At 71.0% G+C, this 19,887-nt stretch carries 16 protein-coding genes; 4 read left to right on the top strand and 12 right to left on the bottom strand.

The window, feature by feature from the left end; genetic code table 11:
* Positions 1-42 precede the first annotated feature (42 nt).
* Positions 43-291 carry an SCO4226 family nickel-binding protein gene (locus M8I34_RS12670; RefSeq protein WP_030992890.1) on the bottom strand — a complete coding sequence of 83 codons (249 nt, stop codon included), beginning with the start codon at positions 289-291 and terminating at the stop codon, positions 43-45.
* A 253-nt stretch (positions 292-544) separates the two neighbouring features.
* Positions 545-1,060, bottom strand: a complete 516-nt coding sequence (locus M8I34_RS12675) for a hypothetical protein (protein WP_250049565.1) — start codon at positions 1,058-1,060, stop codon at positions 545-547.
* A gap of 207 nt (positions 1,061-1,267) precedes the next feature.
* On the opposite strand from M8I34_RS12675, the gene M8I34_RS12680 reads away from it, so the two are divergent.
* Positions 1,268-3,637: an LPXTG cell wall anchor domain-containing protein gene (locus M8I34_RS12680; protein ID WP_250049566.1), complete on the top strand. Its 2,370-nt coding sequence runs from the start codon at positions 1,268-1,270 to the stop codon at positions 3,635-3,637.
* A 128-nt stretch (positions 3,638-3,765) separates the two neighbouring features.
* Here M8I34_RS12680 and M8I34_RS12685 read toward each other — a convergent pair whose 3' ends face one another.
* A complete protein-coding gene (locus M8I34_RS12685; protein WP_030992888.1) occupies positions 3,766-4,527 on the bottom strand; it encodes a phosphoglyceromutase in 762 nt (253 codons plus the stop codon).
* 278 nt (positions 4,528-4,805) lie between these two features.
* Between M8I34_RS12685 and M8I34_RS12690 the strand changes: the two genes are divergently transcribed.
* Entirely contained in the window at positions 4,806-6,254 is a 1,449-nt protein-coding gene (locus tag M8I34_RS12690; protein WP_250049567.1) for an MFS transporter, read from the top strand.
* Positions 6,255-6,356: 102 nt separating this feature from the next.
* On the opposite strand, the gene M8I34_RS12695 is transcribed toward M8I34_RS12690, so the two are convergent.
* From M8I34_RS12695 to mshA, 3 genes are all read right to left on the bottom strand, one after another.
* Positions 6,357-7,265: a class I SAM-dependent methyltransferase gene (locus M8I34_RS12695; RefSeq protein WP_284050253.1), complete on the bottom strand. Its 909-nt coding sequence runs from the start codon at positions 7,263-7,265 to the stop codon at positions 6,357-6,359.
* A gap of 168 nt (positions 7,266-7,433) precedes the next feature.
* Positions 7,434-7,985 carry a YbjN domain-containing protein gene (locus tag M8I34_RS12700; RefSeq protein WP_250049568.1) on the bottom strand — a complete coding sequence of 184 codons (552 nt, stop codon included), beginning with the start codon at positions 7,983-7,985 and terminating at the stop codon, positions 7,434-7,436.
* Complete coding sequence (mshA, locus tag M8I34_RS12705; protein ID WP_250049569.1) at positions 7,978-9,348, bottom strand: D-inositol-3-phosphate glycosyltransferase; 1,371 nt, start codon at positions 9,346-9,348, stop codon at positions 7,978-7,980. The genes M8I34_RS12700 and mshA overlap by 8 nt, the downstream gene beginning before the upstream one ends.
* A 202-nt stretch (positions 9,349-9,550) precedes the next feature.
* Between mshA and M8I34_RS12710 the strand changes: the two genes are divergently transcribed.
* Entirely contained in the window at positions 9,551-10,411 is an 861-nt protein-coding gene (locus tag M8I34_RS12710) for a class I SAM-dependent methyltransferase (RefSeq protein ID WP_250049570.1), read from the top strand.
* 187 nt (positions 10,412-10,598) lie between these two features.
* Here M8I34_RS12710 and M8I34_RS12715 read toward each other — a convergent pair whose 3' ends face one another.
* Positions 10,599-11,486 carry a helix-turn-helix domain-containing protein gene (locus tag M8I34_RS12715; protein WP_250049571.1) on the bottom strand — a complete coding sequence of 296 codons (888 nt, stop codon included), beginning with the start codon at positions 11,484-11,486 and terminating at the stop codon, positions 10,599-10,601.
* A gap of 177 nt (positions 11,487-11,663) precedes the next feature.
* Here M8I34_RS12715 and M8I34_RS12720 point away from each other — a divergent pair, with 177 nt between their 5' ends.
* Positions 11,664-12,671 (top strand): aldo/keto reductase, encoded by a 1,008-nt coding sequence (locus M8I34_RS12720; RefSeq protein ID WP_250049572.1) that lies wholly within the window; start codon positions 11,664-11,666, stop codon positions 12,669-12,671.
* A gap of 253 nt (positions 12,672-12,924) precedes the next feature.
* Here the strand turns inward: M8I34_RS12720 and M8I34_RS12725 are convergent, their stop codons facing one another.
* From M8I34_RS12725 to M8I34_RS12745, 5 genes are all read right to left on the bottom strand, one after another.
* Entirely contained in the window at positions 12,925-13,251 is a 327-nt protein-coding gene (locus tag M8I34_RS12725) for an Lsr2 family protein (RefSeq protein WP_030080924.1), read from the bottom strand.
* Between the two features lie 300 nt (positions 13,252-13,551).
* Positions 13,552-14,982: a rifampin monooxygenase gene (gene rox / locus M8I34_RS12730; protein ID WP_250049573.1), complete on the bottom strand. Its 1,431-nt coding sequence runs from the start codon at positions 14,980-14,982 to the stop codon at positions 13,552-13,554.
* Between the two features lie 274 nt (positions 14,983-15,256).
* The gene (locus M8I34_RS12735) at positions 15,257-15,694 is read right to left on the bottom strand and encodes an NUDIX hydrolase (RefSeq protein WP_244419393.1); all 438 of its coding nucleotides are present in this window, start codon (positions 15,692-15,694) and stop codon (positions 15,257-15,259) included.
* Between the two features lie 158 nt (positions 15,695-15,852).
* The gene (locus M8I34_RS12740; protein ID WP_250049574.1) at positions 15,853-17,193 is read right to left on the bottom strand and encodes a CHAD domain-containing protein; all 1,341 of its coding nucleotides are present in this window, start codon (positions 17,191-17,193) and stop codon (positions 15,853-15,855) included.
* Entirely contained in the window at positions 17,156-19,438 is a 2,283-nt protein-coding gene (locus M8I34_RS12745; protein ID WP_250049575.1) for an RNA degradosome polyphosphate kinase, read from the bottom strand. Before M8I34_RS12745 ends, M8I34_RS12740 begins: the two co-directional genes overlap by 38 nt.
* Between the last annotated feature and the right edge of the window lie 449 nt (positions 19,439-19,887).

The raw sequence follows: 19,887 nt of genomic DNA on the forward strand, positions 1-19,887 counted from the left end.
CCCGGCCCCCTGCTTACGGGCAGGCCCTGTTGCGGAGCCGGTTCACAGGCTGATCGACAGCGGATGGATCTCGTCCGCCTTATGGCCGGTGCGCTCGTGGATGCGCTGGACGGCGCCCGCCGAGGGCGCTTCCGACAGACAGAACACATCGCCGGAGTCGGTGTCGGCCCAGGCGTGTTCGAAGGTCACGCCTTCCTCGCTCTGGATCGCGAGGTCGGCCTGGTGCGCCGCGTTGAGCTGGTCGGGCGTCACGCCCTTCATGCCGTGATGGATGTCCATGAACTTGGGCATCGCGCTCATCCTTCCGGTTGCAGACGAATGCGGCCCCTCTTCCATGCTGCATCCCCAGGCGCAGGCCGCATCCACAGACGCGGTCCGCCTCTGCCTGCGCGGTCGTCACCTCGGGGCGCCGCCACGGCGCGCCGCCTGGTGCCGTACACGCGAGAACCCCGATTTCCGCAGGGAAACCGGGGTTCCGGGTGGACTCCGGCGCTGGGCGACAACGCCTCGGCAGGAAGACGGGGCCGGAAGACCAGGCCGTCCGTCACTGCGCGTCGTCTTCGATGTCTCGCACGCGGTGGTAGGGGGCGAGGGTGTCACGGAGGTGGTTGTCGGGACCGCGCAGGAACAGGGCGCGCAGCTCGCTCTCAGGGGTCATCAGCGGGCGGCCGTCCTGAGCGGGGTCGTCGTCGGCAGGTGGGTACTCGTCGATGCGTTCATAGGGGATGGTGACGTAGGGCCGGTCGTGCTCGGGGGCGGCAAGGTCGGGTTCCGCCCCGTACTGCCATTGCGCGCCGGCGGTACGCACATGCACCTCGCCCAGGTACCACGTGGCGGCGCCGACCGGGCCGCTGTCCCGCTCGGCCCTGATCTCCTCGCTGGAGGAGAACCGGCGCCGCATGAGGGCTTCAAGACGGTCGAGGGATTCGATACTGAAATCCCAGTCGTCCGCTGCGGGCGGGAAATGGGCGTGGAAGGCTGCGCGCTGTTCGGAGATCCAGGCGTCCAGGCGCGGGTTGTCCGCCCATTCCCGCTCCTGTTCCTGCTGCTGTTCGTCCATGCCGCCGACCCTAACGCCGCCGGTGGCTGCGCCTATAACGATCGCATGTACATGACGAGTTGATGCCCGACACGCCTCAAATCCCTTACACATGCGGGCAGTTGGCGCTCTAGGGTGGGGGAGACCCTTGCGCCGCCAATGACTACGGGGGCCCTGGAGGCGCACGGGACCCCACCCCACTGGGCCCTTGGGGAAGACCTGCCTCACGTGAAGTACCAGATATTAAGCGGCCGTCTGCGCGCCTGGACACAGGCCTCGATTGCCGTCGCCTGTACGGCGGTGCTCTCCATGGGCGCGCTGCCGACTCTCGACACTGCGGCGGCGGCGCCGAAGGAAAAGCCTCTGTCGCCGGGCAAGCGGTGCGACGAACTCTACGGAATCAAGAACACCCCCACCAGGCGCCTCCCGGACGGTGACACCAGTCGTCCGAAGTCGCAATGGGACGAGTTCGACTACGTCAACACCGGCAAGCAGTACGACGGCTTGCAGCTCCCTGAAGACGCTGCCGAACGCGAAGACTTTCTGGACAAGATCGGCAAGAACCCGGACGCGTACGGGAAGGGTGACCCCCGGCGCGTCTACGCCTACTACGCCAAGGAGATCGCCAAGCCGACCAGCCGGTGGAAGACCGACTGGGAAGGCTGGAGGGACGGCGCCTACATTCCGCAGTCCGGGCACGACCCGCGCGGCAAGGCCTATGAGGCGAAGGTCGTCAAGGACTTCGGGCTGACCGGACCGGACTGGATCTGCCAGAAGGAGATCAAGATCCGGGACCCGAAGACCGGCACGGTACACCGCCGGATCCTGGACGCGATCAACAAGAAGACCCGCGAGATCGTGGAGATCAAGTCCAACGACAAGCCGGAGGACACCCAAAAGCCCAAGGACCTGGAGCTGTCCAGGAACAAGAACTGGCAGAAGTCCGGCTACCGGATCCGGTACATCTTCGCTGAAGAGCGCGGCGGCAAGGGACAGAAGTTCTTCGACGAGATGCGCCGCAACCTCGGCAAGGACGCCCTCGGCCGGGAGCGGGTCACGATCCACGAGCACCGCTCGAACGCCATCGAGAAGGCGCCGGCCAAGAGCAACAACAGCCCCTACCGGTACAACGCCCCCTACATGAACGCCGACCCGTCCAAGACGAACGGCTCGCGCGGTGGGGCGGTCGACCAGATCAAGCAGTCCAAGGCGACGCCGAAGGACATGGGCGACTTCCTCAACCGGCGCAACCAGGCGTCGGGCGGCCGATTCCCCAAAGGGCCGGGCGGTATCGACTTCACCTCTCTGGAGCTGAAGTACGTCGGCAAGCCCGTCAAGGGCAAGGGCCTGGACTATGCGTTCTCCGCGAAGAAGGCTCCGGGCGAGACCGGAGGCTGGGGCGGCAAGGCCAAGGCACAGATGCTCTCCGATGCCTTCTTCACGTGGCTGGCGCTCACGCCGGACAAGTTCTGGGTCAACCTCAACCCGGACACTCCCGGCACGATCATGGACGACAAATTCGCCTCCACCGACGCCGGACGTGTCCTGCTGGAAGCCGACCTCCAGCTCAAGCACGACTTCTACAAGGCCATGGACCCCAAGACCGATGTCGGCAAGGCCGCGTGGGACGGCCTGTCCAAGGTCAACGGCTGGCCGTGCCTGCACTCCGGCCGCAACTGGATCGAGCCCAAGCCCGCGAAGGTCCGCGAGCAGGATGGCGGCATCCACATCCTCGACGCACCGTTGAAGCTCCAGTCGGAGTACGCGGAGGTCAACACCCCCGGCCCCGGTGGCGAGAAGCCGTGCAGGCTCACCAAGCCGCAGATCGCACACAACGAACGCGTCCTTCAGCGCACGGTGATCCCCGAAGTCGAGAAGTGGATCAACACCAAGCCGGAATACGCCGACCTGCGCCGCGTCTACACCGCCCGCGTCGCAGCCGAGTGGATCCGCCAGCAGGACGCCGAGCGCCCCACCGACTACCGCAGCATCATCAACAGCAACAACGTCGAGCGGTGGCCGCTGCGCGCCCCCCACCAGGGCTGGAAGAAGACCGACGTCTTCACCAAGTACGCCAAGATCTTCAAGGAAGGCGAGTTCAAGTACGAACTCACCAAGGGCCAAGAGGTCTGGGTCGTCACCGTCGGCGGTGTCGACTTCTCCAAGCAGCCCAAGCGCAACATCACGCGTCTTCAGTTCCTCGCGGAGCGCCCCTACACGCCGCGCACGAAGAACACGGCGATCAAGGCGGCCACGGATGACGCGGACCAGGACGGGATGCTGATGCTCGGCGGCAACAGCGCGGGCAGGAGCGACGACGACGCAGGCACCCCCACCCCGACGCCGACTCCGACGCCGACGGACAAACCCACCGGGAAGCCCACCACGGGCCCGACCCACACCCCGCAGCCCGACCCCACCGGCAGCGGGGACCACACACAGCCTCCTGCCACACCCCCGACCGGCGACGACAACGGCGGGGGCGGTCTCGCCGACACCGGTGCCCAGATCGCCACCATCGCCGCAATCGCCGCGGCCCTGCTGTCCGCCGGCGTGGCGCTCGTGTGGTGGAAGCGCCGCCGCACCACCAGCAGCTAGCCCGGGCTACGCCACGTAGCGCCGGTGTGACAGACGGCCCTTTGCGCTGAGGGCCCACAGAGCGCCCAGAGCGAACGAAGGCCCCTCACCTGCATCAAACGGGCAGGTGAGGGGCCTGATTTCCGTTCTTACTTCTTCTTGCCCTGGTTCTTCACTGCCTCGATGGCGGCCTTGGCGGCCTCCGGGTCGAGGTAGGTGCCGCCGCGCTTGACGGGGCGGAAGTCGGCGTCCAGCTCGTAGGCGAGCGGGATGCCGGTGGGGATGTTCAGGCCGGCGATGTCCTCGTCGGAGACGCCGTCGAGGTGCTTGACCAGGGCGCGCAGGCTGTTGCCGTGGGCGGCGACCAGGACCGTCTTGCCGGCGAGGAGGTCCGGGACGATGCCGTCGTACCAGTACGGCAGCATGCGGTGGACGACGTCCTTGAGGCACTCGGTCCTCGGGCGCAGCTCCGGCGGGATCGACGCGTAGCGCGGGTCGTGGGCCTGGGAGAACTCGGAGTCGTCGTCGAGCGGGGGCGGCGGGGTGTCGTACGAGCGGCGCCAGAGCATGAACTGCTCCTCGCCGAACTCGGCCAGCGTCTGCGCCTTGTCCTTGCCCTGGAGCGCACCGTAGTGGCGCTCGTTCAGCCGCCAGCTGCGGTGGACCGGGATCCAGTGCCGGTCGGCGGACTCCAGCGCCAGCTGCGCGGTGCGGATGGCGCGCTTCTGGAGGGAGGTGTGCACTACGTCGGGGAGCAGGCCGGCGTCCTTGAGCAGCTCTCCGCCGCGGACTGCCTCCTTCTCGCCCTTCTCGTTGAGATTGACGTCCACCCAGCCGGTGAACAGGTTCTTCGCGTTCCACTCGCTCTCGCCGTGGCGGAGGAGGATCAGCTTGTACGGTGCGTCGGCCATGGCGTCGAGCGTAATCCAAGTCCGCGCGGCGCCTTGCGGGGGTCCAGGACCTGGGCGTCCCGGTGCCGATTGACGCTTCGCGTCAAATGAGTGGCGGCGGGGAGCGCCCCGTATGTAGGTTGCGCTCGTAGCTTGAGCCACTTACTTATACGCCCGTACGCCGCGGCCACCGCTCACGCGGAGCCGCTCCCGGCAGTCCGCCGCACCGCCCGCTTCGCTCTCCGCATCTCTGCCACGCGCCGCACCGCACCACATCGTCGCTCCACGGGGGAAATGTCATGTCCGCATCCACAACGAGCCCCTCCGGGCCGGCCCGGCTCCGGCGCGCCGCCAGGGAGAGCGTCTCCGGTCTCCCCCGGCAGTTCTGGTGGCTGTGGACCAGCACCTTGATCAACCGGCTGGGGGCGTTCGTCGCCACCTTCCTCGCCCTCTATCTGACCGTCGAGCGCGGCCACTCGGCCTCGTACGCGGGCCTGGTCGGTGCGCTCTACGGGCTCGGCGGAGTGATCTCGTCCGTGGGCGCCGGGGTACTGACCGACCGGCTCGGCCGCCGGCCCACCATGCTGATCGCCCAGCTGTCGACGGCAGCGTCCGTGGCGCTGCTCGGCTTCATGGAGAGTCCGGTCGCCATCGCGGTGGTGGCGGGCGTGGTCGGCATGGCGACCAACGCCTCCCGCCCCGCCGTACAGGCGATGATGGCGGACATCGTCGCCCCCGAGGACCGGGTCCGCGCCTTCTCCCTCAACTACTGGGCGATCAACCTCGGCTTCGCCATCTCGTCCACCGCCGCCGGACTCATCGCCCAGCACGGCTACCTGATCCTCTTCCTGGGCGAGGCCACGCTCGTCCTGGGCTGCGCGCTGATCGTCTTCTGGAAGCTCCCCGAATCGCGTCCCGCCGCGAGCACGCAGGACGGTCAGGACGACGACGCCCGCACGGCCCCCGCCCCCGTCTCCATGCTGACCGTCCTGCGCGACGGCCGTTTCATGACCGTGGTCGGCCTCAACCTGCTGCTCGCCCTGCTCTTCCAGCAGGCGTACGTGTCGATGCCCGTGTCGATGGGTCAGGACGGCTTCTCCAGCGCTGACTTCGGCCTGGTCGTCGCGGTCAACGGCGTCCTCGTCGTGCTGCTCCAGATCCCCGTGACGCGCTTCATCGAACACCGCAGCCCGGCGATGCTCCTCATCTGCTCGGCCCTGCTCACCGGTTACGGCTTCGGGCTCACCGCGCTGGCGGGCTCGGTCGCCATGTACGCGGTCGCCGTCGCCGTCTGGACCCTCGGCGAGATCATCAACTCCCCCACCCAGATGGGCCTGGTGGTGCGGCTGTCCCCGCTGCACGGCCGCGGCCGCTACCAGGGCATGTACTCCCTGTCCTGGTCGATCGCCTCCCTGGCCGCCCCGTTGCTCGGCGGCACGGTGATCGACCACTACGGCGCCGATGCGCTGTGGACCGGCTGCGCGGTGATCGGCACGGTGGCCGCTCTGGGCTACGGCCTGCTGCTGCGGAGCCTGCCGGGGCAGGCGGGGCAGGCGGGCGCCGGAGCGGTGGCGGGCTCCCCCGCGGCCACGACGGCGGATTCGGCCATGGCTCCGGTGGCGGAGGAGACCACGTCGGGTCCGGCAGCCAGGGTCGCAGCCGCGACTTCCGCTGCGGTCGCGGCCGCGGCTCCGGCTACGGCCACGGTTCCCGCCCAGGCGTCGGTGCGGCCTTCGAAGGTGGAGTAAAGGTGGAGTAGGGGCCGGTGGTCGGAACGGGCGGGTGCCCGGCCGGAGCGGTCCGGCCGGGCACCCGCCCGTCGTCGTGGCGTCCAGGCGTGTGCGGAACGCTCAGGCCGCGGTGCCGAAGTGCACGGTCTTCGCGGTGAGGAGGAAGACGTCGGGGCGCCGGTCGACGCCCTCCGGGTCGGCCGGGTCGAGGAGCCGGTCCAGGGTCGTCAGGTCCACGTCGTCCAGGAGGTCGGCGAGCGTGTCGCGGCAGCGCTCCAGGGACCGCCGGGCCGAGAGCCGTACGGGCTGCTCCGGGCCGTCGGCCTGCGGCGCGGGGTGGTCCACGAGGAAGGTCTTGCTCCGTACGCCGGTGAGCCCCGCGGCCCGCAGCATGCCGGACCAGCTCTCGACCACCGGCACCGCGCCGGGCAGCTCGGCCCGCATCCGGCTGAAGCGGTCGGCCATCGCCACGTCGAGCCGCTCCTGTAGGCCGGGGCGGCCGAAGCCCAGGTCGCGCGGCAGCCAGCGGGGCGGCAGACCGCCCTCGACGACGGCCAGCACACCGCCGGGGGCGAGCAGCCCGGCCAGCTGGTCCAGCGCACCCTGCTGGTCGCCCACGTGATGCACGACCTGCGCGGTCCACACCAGGTCCGCCGGGCCCAGGCCGGCGAGCCCGGCCGGGAACTCGGCCGCCTGGGTCCGCAGCCGGACACTGAGCCGCTCGGCCCGTTCCGCGGCGCGGGCCAGCAGCTCCGGTGTGCCGTCCACCGCGGTGACCTCGGCCCCGGGGAAGACCGACGCCATCCGGCAGGCCGCGACGCCCGGGCCGCTGCCGATGTCCAGGATGCGGCGCGGGCTCAGATCGCCGAGCTCCGCCAGGGCCTGGCGGACGTAGGGGCTGTGGGTCTCGCCCTCCAGCTCCAGCAGGTCGGCCATCGCGGCCCAGTCGAAGTCGTCGTCGTGGCCGTGGTGGTGGGGGTGGCCGTGATCGTGGGAGTGGTCGTCGTGCCGGGCCTGTGTCGTGGTCATCGCCTCTGCTCCAGCCGCTCGATCGCCATCAGTACGTCTCGTCCCGCCGGTCCGGGTGACCAGTGCGTCTTCCATGGGTGAGCACCTCCTGGCGCCGACCATGCGCTCAGGAGGAAGAGAGGAGCAAACTTTGATGCCGCTTCGGCAACAACGTCCCGTACGCGGGGCTTATGCCTCCGCACCGCCGTTCCGCGTCAGATGCGTGAACGCGTCCAGGTTGCGGGTGGATTCGCCGCGGGAGACCCGCCAGGCGTACTCCTTGCGGATGGCGGTGGCGAAGCCCATTTCCAGCAGGGTGTTGAAGCTGCCGTCGGCGTTCTCCAGCACCGTGCCGAGGATGCGGTCGAGTTCGTCGGGGGTGACGGCGGCCAGCGGGAGCTTGCCCACGAGGTAGATGTCACCGAGCTTGTCGATCGCGTAACTGACGCCGTAGAGACGGGTGTTGCGTTCGAGGAGCCAGCGGTGCACGGCCTCGTGGTTCTCGTCGGGGTGCCGGACGACGAAGGCGTTGATGGAGAGGGAGTGCCTGCCGACGATGAGCGAACAGGTCGTGGAGAGCTTGCGGGTGCCGGGGAGCTTGATGACGTAGGTGCCCTCGGAGGGCGACTCCCATTCGAGCTCGGCGTCGGCCAGGGTCCGCTCGATCACGGTCCGCGCCGTCGGAACCGCCTCGGCCGTGGTGCTGCCCGCCACACCGTTCGTCTCTCGCTCGTCACCCATGGAGGGATCGTAGGTGACGGCGGTGTTCCTGCATGGCGGCGGTGTAGACGTCGCCCGTGGCCGCGGCAGCGGTGTCCCAGCCGAAGGACTGGGCATGGCGCGCGGCGTCGGTGCCCATACGGGTGGGCAGGGCCGGGTCCGCGACGAAACGGCCGAGTGCGCGGGCGTAGTCGGCCGGGTCGTGGCCGGCGACGAGGAAACCGCTGACGCCGTCGCGTACGGCCACCGGCAGACCGCCGACCGAGGCCGCGACGACCGGGGTGCCACAGGCCTGGGCCTCGATGGCGACCAGTCCGAAGGATTCGCTGTACGAGGGCATGACCAGCACGGATGCGGCGCGGTACCAGTCGGCGAGCTGTTCCTGGCCGACCGGCGGGCGGAACTGCACCAGGTCGGCGATGCCGAGCCGGGCGGCCAGCTTCTGGAGCCCCTCCGGCTTGGCCAGGCCGCTGCCGCTGGGCCCGCCGACCACGGGCACGACCAGCCGCGAGCGCAGCGAGGGGTCCTCGGTCACCAGGGCGGCGGCGGCGCGCAGCAGGATGTCGGGAGCCTTCAGCGGCTGTATGCGGCCGGCGAAGAGCGGAATGATCGCGTCCTGCGGCAGGCCGAGGCGGGCGCGGGCGGCGGCCCGGCTCTCGGCGACCTCGCCGCCGGTGGGCCGGAAGCGGTCGAGGTTGACGCCGGGGTGCACCACGGCGACCTTGCCGGGCTCGGCCTCGTAATGCCGGGCGAGTTCGCCGGCCTCCTCGGCGGTGTTGGCTATCAGACGGTCCGCGGCGCGGACGATCTGTGTCTCGCCGATCACCCGGGCGGCCGGTTCGGGGGTGTCGCCGACGGCCAGCGCGGCGTTCTTGACCTTGGCCATGGTGTGCATCGCATGCACCAGCGGGACGCCCCAGCGCTCGGCGGCCAGCCAGCCGACATGGCCGGAGAGCCAGTAGTGGGAGTGCACCAGGTCGTAGTAACCGGGGCGGTGGCCGGCCCAGGCCTGCATCACGCCATGGGTGAAGGCGCACAGCTGGGCGGGCAGCTCCTCCTTCGCCAGGCCCTCGTACGGGCCGGCGTCCACATGCCGTACGAGGACGCCCGGGGCGAGCTCGACGGCGGGCGGGAGGGTGCCGGTGGTGGCGCGGGTGAAGATCTCCACCTCGATGTTGATCGAGGCGAGCTTCCTGGCCAGCTCGACGATGTAGACGTTCATGCCGCCGGCGTCGCCCGTACCGGGCTGGTGCAGCGGGGAGGTGTGCACGCTGAGCATGGCCACCCGGCGGGGGCGGCGCGGGCTGCCGGGCAGGCGCAGGCGGCCCTGGCCCGCGAACTGGCCGGGGGGCCGACTGCGGAGCCGGGACACGTATTGGCTCACGTCGAGCTACCTCCTAGGCGAGGCGGGCGGCACGCCTCCGACCCCCTGCAACAACACACCCCGGCCATCCATTTCCGTCCGGCGCACTCCGGCCGCACTTTGCCAAAGCGTGACCAAGTGTGGCCCGGGTACCGAGACGGGCGACCACGGCGGGCGACCGGGGCGGGCGGGCTTCCCGGGTCCACCCCATACCCTCGATGGCATGGTCCGCCGCCCCACGGTCTCCGCCGCCGCCCTCATACCCCCGCAGTCCCGGCCCGTCGGAACCGCCACCCGCGGGACCACCAACCCCAACCGGCTGCGCCGCATGGACCGCTGGATAGCGGCCGAACACGGCGCCGAGCTGCGCCGCGCCGCCGACCCCGTGGCGGTCGACCTCGGCTACGGCGCCGCGCCCTGGACCGCGGTGGAGCTGCTGGGCCGGCTGCGTACGGTCCGCCCGGACGCCCGGGTCGTCGGCATAGAGATAGATCCGGGGCGGGTCGAGGCCGCCCGGCCGTACGAGCGGCCGGGGCTGGACTTCCTCCACGGCGGCTTCGAGGTGCCGCTGCCGGGGCAGCGCAAGCGGGCACCGGTCCTCATCCGGGCCGCGAATGTGCTGCGGCAGTACGACGAGGACGAGGTGGCCGCCGTGTGGCGGCGGCTGTGCGCACGGCTGGCGCCCGGCGGGCTGCTGATAGAGGGCACCTGCGACGAGATCGGGCGGCGGCACGTCTGGGTGGCGCTGGGCCCCGAAGGGCCGCGCACGGTCACCTTCGCCGCCCGGCTCGGCTCCCTCCAGACACCCTCCGACCTGGCGGAACGTCTCCCGAAGGCGCTGATCCACCGCAATGTGCCGGGCGAGCCGGTCCATGCCTTCCTGCGGGACTTCGACCGCGCCTGGGCCAGCGCCGCCCCGCTCGGCGCCCTCGGCGCCCGCCAGCGGTGGCGCGCCGCCGTACAGGCGCTGGCCACGGACTGGCCGCTGACCGGCGACCCGCGGCGCCGGCGCCAGGGGGAGGTCACGGTGCGGTGGGAGGCGCTGGCTCCCCGGGGCGGGGCAGTGGCACACGCCCATCCGTAGGGGCGGGCGTATCTCGACTCCATAAGGGGCGGGCGCATCTCGACAGGGGCGGGCGCGTCTCCGCCGGGGCGCGTGCGTCTCCACACGGGCGGGCGCGTCTGCACACGGGCGGGCGCACCCCGTTTCTCTCGGTCAGGACCGGCTTCTACGCGGTCCTGACCGGTTCCTACGCCGTCAAGACCGACTTCTACGCGGTCAGCACCGGGTGCCCCAGTGCCCCCAGCTCCCGCAGCCGCCGCTCCGTCTGCGACCCGCGCTCGGCCGTGTACGTCACCAGCACCTGGTCCGGGTCGGTGCTCAGCCGGAAGCTCTCGAAGGTGACGAAGAGCTCGCCGACGTGCGGATGCACGAGGCGCTTGGCGCCGCGCAGGCACTCGTGCACCGACTGTGTCTCCCAGATCCGCCGGAAGTCCCGGCTGTGCAGGAGGAGTTCGTTGACCACCTCACAGATCCGCGGGTCCTCGGGGTGCCGGCCGCTCTCGGCGCGCAGATTGCCGACCACCTCCACCGCCTTCGCCTCCCAGTCCGGGTGCAGGTCGCGCGCCGCCGGGTCGAGGAAGACCAGCAGCGCGGTGTTCCGCCGGTCCGGGGCGAGCGCCGGCAGGTCGAAGGCGACCCGGCCGCCGAGCGCGTTCCAGGCCAGGATGTCCAGGCCGCGGCCGAGGACCATGGCCGGGACGGTGGTCTCCATCGCGTCCAGGAGCTGCTGGATCTCGGGGCGTACGGTCTGCCGGGGGCCGGCGCACGGGCCGCGGTCCGCGCCCGGGGCGGCGACGCAGTCCGCCGTACGGCGCCGGGGGACGGCGATATTGCGCAGATACGTCACTTCGCCGCCGGACAGCCGCAGCGCCCGCGCGATCGCGTCCAGGACGGAGTCGGAGATGGCGGGCGCACGGCCCTGCTCGATCCGGGTGTAGTAGTCGACGCTGATGCCGGCGAGCTGGGCGACCTCCTCGCGCCGCAGCCCGCGCACCCGGCGGCGGCCGACCCCGCCGGGCAGGCCGAGGTCCGCCGGGTCGAGCGCCGCCCGGCGCGCCTTGAGGAACGAACTGATCTCGATTTCGGCGTGCAGCATCGGTCCAGTATGCGACGCACGGCCGGTCGGGTGGTTCCACCGGACCCAGGCTGTGACGGGCCTGGTCCGCTCCTCGTACGGACCGCAAGGTGGTGCACATACGGCTCAGGGGCGCCCCGGAGGCCGCTCCGGCACGCCCCGGGGACGGCCCCTGAGAACTCGCATAAGGAGCAGCTCATGCAGCGCAGGATCCTCGGCGGTACCGGCATCTCGGTCAGCGAGTACGCGCTCGGCGCGATGATGCTCGGCGCCTGGGGCAACACCGATCACGACGACTGCGTACGAATCGTGCACCGTGCGCTGGACGCCGGCATCAACTTCGTGGACACCGCGGACGTGTACGCCGCGGGCGAGTCCGAGGAGATCGTCGGCAAGGCGCTCAAGGGGCGCCGCGAGGACGTCGTCCTGGCCACGAAGTTCTTCAACCCGATGGGGACGGACGCCAACCACGGCGGCAACTCCCGGCGTTGGATCATCCGCGCGGTGGAGGACAGCCTGCGCCGGCTGGGCACCGACCACCTCGACCTCTACCAGGTGCACCGCCCCGACCCGGCCACCGACATCGACGAGACGCTCTCCGCGCTCTCCGACCTCGTACGGTCCGGCAAGGTGCGGGCGATCGGGACCTCCACCTTCCCCGCCGAGCAGCTCGTCGAGGCGCAGTGGACCGCCGAGCGCCGCGGCCACCTCCGCTTCCGTACCGAGCAGCCGCCGTATTCGATGCTGGCGCGCGGGGCGGAGCGGGCGGTGCTGCCGACCGCGCAGCGCTACGGCATGGGCGTGCTGACCTGGGGCCCGCTCAGCGCCGGCTGGCTCTCCGGCCGCGATCTCTCGGCCAGTTCGCGCGCGGGGCTGGAGAGCCAGAAGTTCGATCTGTCGGTGCCGGAGAACGCCCGTAAGGCGGAGGCGGTCGCCGCGCTCTCGAAGCTCGCGGCGGAAGCGGGTCTGACGCTGCCGCATCTGGCGACCGCCTTCGTACGGTCCCACCCGGCGGTGACCTCCGTGATCATCGGCCCGCGCACCCTCGACCAGCTCGACAGCATGCTGGAGGGCTCCGAGGTGACGCTCGGCGCGGACGTCCTGGACCGGATCGACGCGATCGTCCCGCCGGGCACCGACCTCAACCCGGCCGACAGCTACTACCTGCCGCCGGCCCTCGCGGACGCCTCCCTGCGGCGCCGCTGAACCACGAGCGGGGGCCGCCCATGGGCACGGGGCGGCCCCGGCCGCCGCTCCCCCTCCCCGCAATGCGCGGCGGCCAGGGGTGTTCGGCAACGACAGGCCCTAATCCACGGAAATGAATGCCTTCTTGTTTGTCCTTTTCCCTTGCCCGGAACGCCGGGCCGCCACTGCCCCCGCGGACAGCCCACCCCCGCCGGAACCGGACACAAAGAAGCCCCTCACACGTGGTGAGGGGCTTCCGGTTTATGCAAAAAATTCACTTGGCCTTTTGGTAAGCCTCACGAATCTCGGCGGGCACCCGGCCACGGTCGCTGACGTTGTACCCGCTCGACTTGGCCCAGGCCCGGATCGCGGCAGTGTCCTCATTACCGGCGGCTGCCGCCTTGCGCGGCTTACGGCCCTTCCCGGTCTTGCGGCCGGCCTTCAAGAACGGCCCCACCGCTTCCAGCAGCTGGTCGTAACTGTCCGGACTCAAATCGATCTCGTAAGTCACACCGTCAAGAGAAAGAGTGTGCGTAGCGGCCTCGGTGGACTCTTCGCCCGTGAGGTCGTCCGTGTAGATGGTGATTACCTTCTGTGCCATGCAGGCAGTGTAAACCCCTGAAATTAGCAGGCCGGCCCTTTCCCCGGCCTGCTGGTGCGACGAACTGGTTGACGGGAAAAATCCTCCGGTCCGGGCTTCGTTGCGGCCGGTGGCACTTCAAGGGACCGGCGCAGAAACAGGACAGGACGTACGGGGGACATGGCCCAATTGAGGAGACCTGGTCACGATTCCCGATCGCCCGTCAGCCGCCCGTCAGCCGCCCGTCAGCGTCGAATCGTGGCCGATGCGGCGAGTGGCGGAGCCGCTGACCGCAGAGGTTCTCCGCTCACCACCGCACGCTCAGCTGGCGGCAGCGCCGAACCACTTGGGCAGCTGGTCGAGCAGACTCTGCTGATCTTCGCCGACCCACGCCACATGGCCGTCCGGCCGCAGCAGCACCGCGGGCACGTCCAGTTCCTCGCTGACGTCGACGACGTGGTCGACCCGGTCCGCCCAGCCCGCCACCGAGAGCCGGCCGGTCTGGTCGAGCAGCAGTCCGCGGCCGCCGTGCATCAGCCCGTAGAGGCGTCCGCGCTTCAGCCCCACGTCCCGCATCCGGCGGCCGAGCAGTTCATGGCCCGCGCCGAAGTCGTAGCGGACCCCGATCGCGATGATCTTCTCCGTCAGATGCCGGTTCACGTCCTCGAAGTCCATCAGCTCCGCCACCAGCCGGCGCACCGACCGGGCACCCGCGTCGGTGGACATCAGCACCATCTGCGCACGGGTGTTGTCCAGCACGTCGGCGGCCACCGGGTGCCGTTCGGCGTGGTAGCTGTCCAGCAGACCCTCCGGTGCCCAGCCGTTGACCGTGGCGGCCAGCTTCCAGCCGAGGTTGAACGCGTCCTGGATCCCGAGGTTGAGCCCCTGCCCGCCGGTCGGCGGGTGGATGTGCGCCGCGTCGCCGGCCAGCAGCACCCGGTCGACCCGGTAGCGCTCGGCCTGCCGGGTGGCGTCGCCGAAGCGGGAGAGCCAGCGCGGCGAGTGCACGCCGAAGTCGGTGCCGGCGGTGGCCCGCAGCTGTTGCTTGAACTCCTCCAGGGTCGGCGGGACCGTGCGGTCCTCGGCCACCCCCTCGGCGGGCACGACGACGCGGTACACCCCGTCGTCCCCCATGGGCCCGGCGCCGAACCGAAGCTGGGTCTTGCGGACCTCGGCCATCACGGCGGCCAGCGTCTCCGGCGGCACGGCCACCTCCATCTCGCCCAGCAGCGTCTCGACCCGGCTGGGCTCACCCGGGAAGCCGACGCCGAGCAGCTTGCGCACCGCGCTGCGGCCGCCGTCGCAGCCGACGAGGTAGCGCGAGCGCAGCTGCGTGGAGTCGGCCAGCTCGACGGTCACCCCCTGGTCGTCCTGGCTCAGCCCGACCAGTTCGCAGCCGCGCCGGATCTCGACGCCGGCTTCGAGGGCGTGCTCGGTCAGCAAGCGATCGGTGGTGGGCTGCGGGATACCGAGGACGTACGCATGCGCGCTGTCCAGCCGCTCCGGCGACGGCTTGGCGATGCCGGCGAAGAAACCACCGGCCGGGTACTGCTTGCCGAGCGCGAGGAACCGCTCCAGCAGACCGCGCTGGTCCATCACCTCGATGCTGCGCGCATGCAGGCCGAGCGCACGGACATATGCGGTCGGCTCCGTCTCCTTCTCCAGCACGACCACGTGCACACCGTGCAGCCGCAACTCGCACGCCAGCATCAACCCGGTCGGTCCACCGCCGGCAATGATCACGTCGATCATCAAAACCCCCGCCTCACCACGTCGCATTCTCCGAAGCCGACTCCGCCTGTTCTGGCTTCGGCCGGTGATTCTGCGGCACGACCGGGGTCTTGCCGCAAGCCCCCCGGTGCGCTATACGTTAAGAGTGGCGAGGAGTGGGTGCTCTTCTTTCCTTCGCGGGGCTCCTATCGAGCCCTTTATCGCGGTCCTCATCGAGCCCCTCCGTGGGCCCGGCGTCCTGGCGCATCGCGCCGCACCGCATCTCCCCCGCATCCGCATCTCCCCCGCGTCCGCGTCACCCTCGCAGGCCCTCCCCGGTGGCGTGGAAGGCACTGAGCAGTGCGTCGACCAGCTCCTTGTCCCGCTCCTGCGTGAGGTAGCCGCGGGCAGCGGCAGGGGGCGCCCACAGCATCCGGTCGACCTCGTCATTCGGCTCGAACGCGCCGCCGGTGGCTTCGGCCGCCCAATAGCGGACCTCCTTGGGGCGGCCGTCGACCAAGTACCGGAGGGTGGCCAGCTCCGGGCCGAGTTCGCAGGTCATGCCGGTCTCTTCGAGCGTTTCCCGCACCGCCGCGTGCCGGGGGTCCTCCCCGCGCTTCAGCTTGCCCTTGGGGTGGGACCAGTCTCCCCACTTCGGGCGTCTGATCAGGGCAAGTTCGATGCCGTCGCCTGACGATGACCGGCGCCACAGGACGCATCCCGCCGCGCGAATTGGTTTCTGAGGCACCGTCACATCATCACCTCCTCCCGGTCCGTCGTGCCGTTCGCCGTTCCGTTCGCCGTTCCGATTCCCCGGCGTTCTCCTCGGTCCTCGCTCCTCGCTCCTCGGCCCTTTCCGGTCTTCGGTCCGTCCTCCGGTCTTCCGTCCGTCCTCCGGTCTTCCGTCCGTGCTCAGCTCTTGCGTTCCGGGGTCCGCGGCAGCCATACCCGGCCGAAGGCGAACCGGGCCGCCTCCACCTCGTGCCGCTGGTCGGCATGCAGCACTCCCAGGGCGTACGCCGTGGCCGGGGCGATCCGCGGGGTGCGGGCCGCCGCGGCGGCGGCCGCGGCGGCCTCCGCGGCGTCGCGGTGCCACTCCAGCGCCCGGCCGGCCTCCGCCAGGCGGGTGTCGGCGTACTCCGGCGCGAGCACCTCCCGGGCGTAACGGCTCAGCCGCACCAGCATCCGGACCTGGTGCCAGGGTGCGTCCTGGCGCTGGTCGGCGGAGAGCGCCGCGGCGTTGTACGGGTAGCCCGCGCGGGACAGCGGCAGTGCGGCGACCGCCTCGACGAGCTGTCGGTGCGCCTGCTCGGCGAGTGGCGGCAGCGCCTCACCGGCCGAGCGCTCGGCGGCCGTACGGGCCAGCGGCGCCTCGGAGGCGAGCACCGCCACGGAGTCGGCGACGGCGTGGAAGCGGGACGAGCCCAGGGCCTGCAACGCGGCGGAGTGGGCGCGGGTGCGGGCGAGGGTGAGCTGGCGGTCCAGCAGCGCTCCGGCCCGCGCGGCACCGGCCGACAGCGCGCCGTCATCCGGTTCGGCGGCGGGAGCCGACGACGTGGCGGGCGTACCGGCGGCCCGTGCGGCCGGTCCGGTGGCGGAGCTCGTGGTCGTACGGTCGCCCCGTTTGCCGCGGTCCGGCCGGCCCTGGCGGTCGGACCGGTCGGGGCGCTCGCCGCGGCCCGTCAGCCGCTGAAGTGCCGCCATGAGCCGCTCGCGGCGGGCGGCGCAGGCCTGTTCGCGGGCGAGGGTGCCGGACAACCAGCCCAGTTCGGAACGGAGTTGGTCGGCCCAGGCCTCCTCGGTCAGCGGGCGGAAGGTGTGCAGGGTGGCGCTGATCCGGCGGGCGGCCCGGCGCAGCTGCCAGGCGGCCTCGCCGGCGCCCTCCGCGTCGGAACCGCTCTCCCGGTGCAGGCGCAGGCTGCGCAGGAAGTCCGCGGACTGCTGGTGCAGATACCCGGCGAGCACCTCCTCGGCCGTACGGGCGGCGAGGACGGTGCTGATGTCGCCGCCGGGGCCGGTGCCGTCGTCGCCGGGGGAGCCGGTGTTCATAAGCGGCCGGTGCACGGAGCCGTCCCGTCCGCAGGAGGCGCCGTCCGGCCCGTGGATGCCGTCGTCGCCTCCGTACGGGCCGTCCACCACCGCGGAACGGGCTCCGGGCGCTGCGCCGAAGTCGTATCCGGTTCCGATGAGGCCCGCCGGCCCTCCGGTCGGCTGGTCATGTCGCTGGGCCACGCCGGCGCCTCCGGGCGTCAATGAGCATTTCCTGAATGTTGCGCAGCGGCGCGCCGTCCGCGTCCACCGCATGCCGGGTCCAGTCGCCGTCCGGGCCCAGGTGCCAGGAGGACGTGGAGCCGGACATCCCCGTCTCCAGCATCCGGTTCAGGGAGGCGCGGTGCGCCGGGTCGGCGACCCGCACCAGTGCCTCGATCCGGCGGTCCAGGTTCCGGTGCATCATGTCGGCGCTGCCCAGCCATACTTCGGGCTCGCCGCCGTTGCCGAAGATGAAGACCCGGGAGTGTTCCAGGAAGCGGCCGAGGATGCTGCGGACGCGGATGTTGTCGCTCAGGCCGGGGACTCCCGGGCGCAGCGCGCAGATTCCGCGTACCAGGACATCGACCGGCACGCCGGCCTGGGAGGCGCGGTAGAGCGAGTCGATGACGGCCTCGTCGACCATCGAGTTGACCTTCATGCGGACGTAGGCAGGACGGCCCGCCCGCTGGGTCGCGATCTCCTTCTCGATGCGCTGCACCAGGCCGTCCCGCAGGGACTTGGGGGCGACCAGGAGACGGCGGTAGGTCTCCCGGCGGGAGTAGCCGGAGAGCCGGTTGAAGAGATCGGAGAGGTCGGCGCCGACCTGCGGGTCGGCGGTGAGCAGGCCGAGGTCCTCGTAGAGCCGGGCCGTCTTGGGGTGGTAATTGCCGGTCCCCACATGGGAGTAGCGGCGCAGCATCTCGCCTTCCTGGCGGACGACGAGGGAGAGCTTGCAGTGTGTCTTGAGGCCGACCAGGCCGTAGACGACATGGCAGCCGGCCTCCTCCAGCTTGCGCGCCCACTTGATGTTGGCCTGTTCGTCGAAACGGGCCTTGATCTCGACGAGGACGAGCACCTGCTTGCCGGATTCCGCGGCGTCTATCAGGGCGTCCACGATCGGCGAGTCGCCGGAGGTGCGGTAGAGCGTCTGCTTGATCGCGAGCACGTCCGGGTCGGCGGCGGCCTGCTCCAGGAACGCCTGGACGGAGGTGGAGAAGGAGTCGTAGGGGTGGTGGAGGAGGACGTCGCGGTTGCGCAGGGCGGCGAAGATGTCCGGCGCGGACGCCGACTCCACCTCGGCGAGGTCGCGGTGGGTGCCGGCGACGAACTTGGGGTACTTGAGCTCGGGCCGGTCCAGCGCTCCTATGCCGAAGAGGCCGGTCAGGTCCAGCGGGCCGGGCAGCGGATAGACCTCGGCGTCGGAGATCTTCAGCTCCTGGACGAGCAGGTCGAGCACGGCCGGGTCGATGGACTCCTCGACCTCCAGGCGCACCGGGGGCCCGAAGCGCCGCCGCATCAGCTCCTTCTCCAGGGCCTGGAGGAGGTTCTCCGCGTCGTCCTCCTCGACCTCCAGGTCCTCGTTGCGGGTGACCCGGAACATGTGGTGCGCGCGCACCTCCATGCCCGGGAACAGCTCCTCCAGGTGGGCGGCGATGACGTCCTCGATGGGGACGTAGCGCTGCGGGGAGGCCTCCAGGAAGCGGGAGAGCAGCGGCGGCACCTTGACCCGCGCGAAGTGGTCATGGCCGCTGACCGGGTTGCGGACGACGACGGCCAGGTTCAGCGAGAGGCCGGAGATGTACGGGAAGGGGTGCGCGGGGTCCACGGCCAGGGGCGTGAGCACCGGGAAGATCTGCTGGCGGAAGAGGGTGAACAGGCGGGCCTGCTCCTTCTCGGTCAGCTCGGGCCAGCGGATCAGATGGATGCCGTGGTCGGCGAGCTCGGGGGCGATGTCCTGCTGGAAGCAGGCGGCATGCCGGGCCATGAGCTCGCGCGAGCGGGTCCAGATCAGGTCCAGCACCTCGCGGGGCTGGAGTCCGGACGCGGAGCGGGTGGCGACGCCGGTGGCTATCCGTCGCTTGAGTCCGGCCACCCGGACCATGAAGAACTCGTCCAGGTTGCTGGCGAAAATCGCAAGGAAGTTCGCCCGTTCGAGGAGGGGGGTGGCCGGGTCCTCGGCGAGTTCGAGGACGCGCTCGTTGAAGGCCAGCCAGCTGCGCTCACGGTCGAGGAACCGGTCGCCGGGCAGCTCCTCGCCGTCCGCGCCCACCACGCCCTCGTCCTCGTACGCATCGGGATCGGCGTCCAGGTCGGGCTCCAGTCCGGGCACCGTGCCCCGGACCGCCTGCGGGCGGTGCGCGGCGATGGAGCCCACGGAAGGCTGAGCCGAGGGGGCCGCGGCCCGCGGGGGCTGCGGGGTCGGCGTCTCGGGCTGGGCCTGTGCCTCAGCGCTGGGCTGCTGGTTCATGACCTTATTCTTCCGCGTCCTGGGGGTTCCAGGCGCGTCAGGGAATGGCGGCGGCGCGAGATGGAGCCTCGGGTGGGGGACGTTCGGCACAGCGGGCTGCATTCACCGATGCTCGCAAGCGACATTGAATCGCCGGTAAAGCGGATATGGCGGCCAGGCAAGCGGGGTGCTACTCCCAGGCGTTTTCCGGGGCGGCCGGAGGCTGTTGCCGGGGGCCGGTGGCCGTGCCCGGGGCCGGGAGGGCTCCTGGGGCGGTGCGGTCCGGGGACCGGTACCGGGTGCCGCCGCCGGGGCGCGTCCCCCTGTGCTTCCCCCGGGGCAGCCTTTGTCACACGCATGGTGCCTCCCGGGATGCGGAGCGCCGTGGCCCCGCGTCCCGGGCGGCGTGCGGGGGCTGCCGCGGCAGCCCCCGTTTCCCGTCTTTGTTTCCCGTCTTTTGCGCCCGGGTC

This window comes from Streptomyces sp. MCA2, assembly GCF_023544705.1.
Taxonomy (GTDB): Bacteria; Actinomycetota; Actinomycetes; order Streptomycetales; family Streptomycetaceae; genus Streptomyces; species Streptomyces decoyicus.

What these genes read in the sequence shown, in the direction of transcription:
- M8I34_RS12670 (WP_030992890.1), bottom strand. Translation starts at nt 291, where the DNA reads ATGCCCAAGTTCATGGACATCCATCACGGCATGAAGGGCGTGACGCCC.
- M8I34_RS12725 (WP_030080924.1), bottom strand. Translation starts at nt 13,251, where the DNA reads ATGGCACAGAAGGTAATCACCATCTACACGGACGACCTCACGGGCGAA.
- M8I34_RS12690 (WP_250049567.1), top strand. Translation starts at nt 4,806, where the DNA reads ATGTCCGCATCCACAACGAGCCCCTCCGGGCCGGCCCGGCTCCGGCGC.
- M8I34_RS12720 (WP_250049572.1), top strand. Translation starts at nt 11,664, where the DNA reads ATGCAGCGCAGGATCCTCGGCGGTACCGGCATCTCGGTCAGCGAGTAC.
- M8I34_RS12675 (WP_250049565.1), bottom strand. Translation starts at nt 1,060, where the DNA reads ATGGACGAACAGCAGCAGGAACAGGAGCGGGAATGGGCGGACAACCCG.
- rox (WP_250049573.1), bottom strand. Translation starts at nt 14,982, where the DNA reads ATGATCGACGTGATCATTGCCGGCGGTGGACCGACCGGGTTGATGCTG.
- M8I34_RS12695 (WP_284050253.1), bottom strand. Translation starts at nt 7,265, where the DNA reads ATGACCACGACACAGGCCCGGCACGACGACCACTCCCACGATCACGGC.
- M8I34_RS12715 (WP_250049571.1), bottom strand. Translation starts at nt 11,486, where the DNA reads ATGCTGCACGCCGAAATCGAGATCAGTTCGTTCCTCAAGGCGCGCCGG.
- M8I34_RS12685 (WP_030992888.1), bottom strand. Translation starts at nt 4,527, where the DNA reads ATGGCCGACGCACCGTACAAGCTGATCCTCCTCCGCCACGGCGAGAGC.
- M8I34_RS12710 (WP_250049570.1), top strand. Translation starts at nt 9,551, where the DNA reads ATGGTCCGCCGCCCCACGGTCTCCGCCGCCGCCCTCATACCCCCGCAG.
- M8I34_RS12745 (WP_250049575.1), bottom strand. Translation starts at nt 19,438, where the DNA reads ATGAACCAGCAGCCCAGCGCTGAGGCACAGGCCCAGCCCGAGACGCCG.
- M8I34_RS12700 (WP_250049568.1), bottom strand. Translation starts at nt 7,985, where the DNA reads ATGGGTGACGAGCGAGAGACGAACGGTGTGGCGGGCAGCACCACGGCC.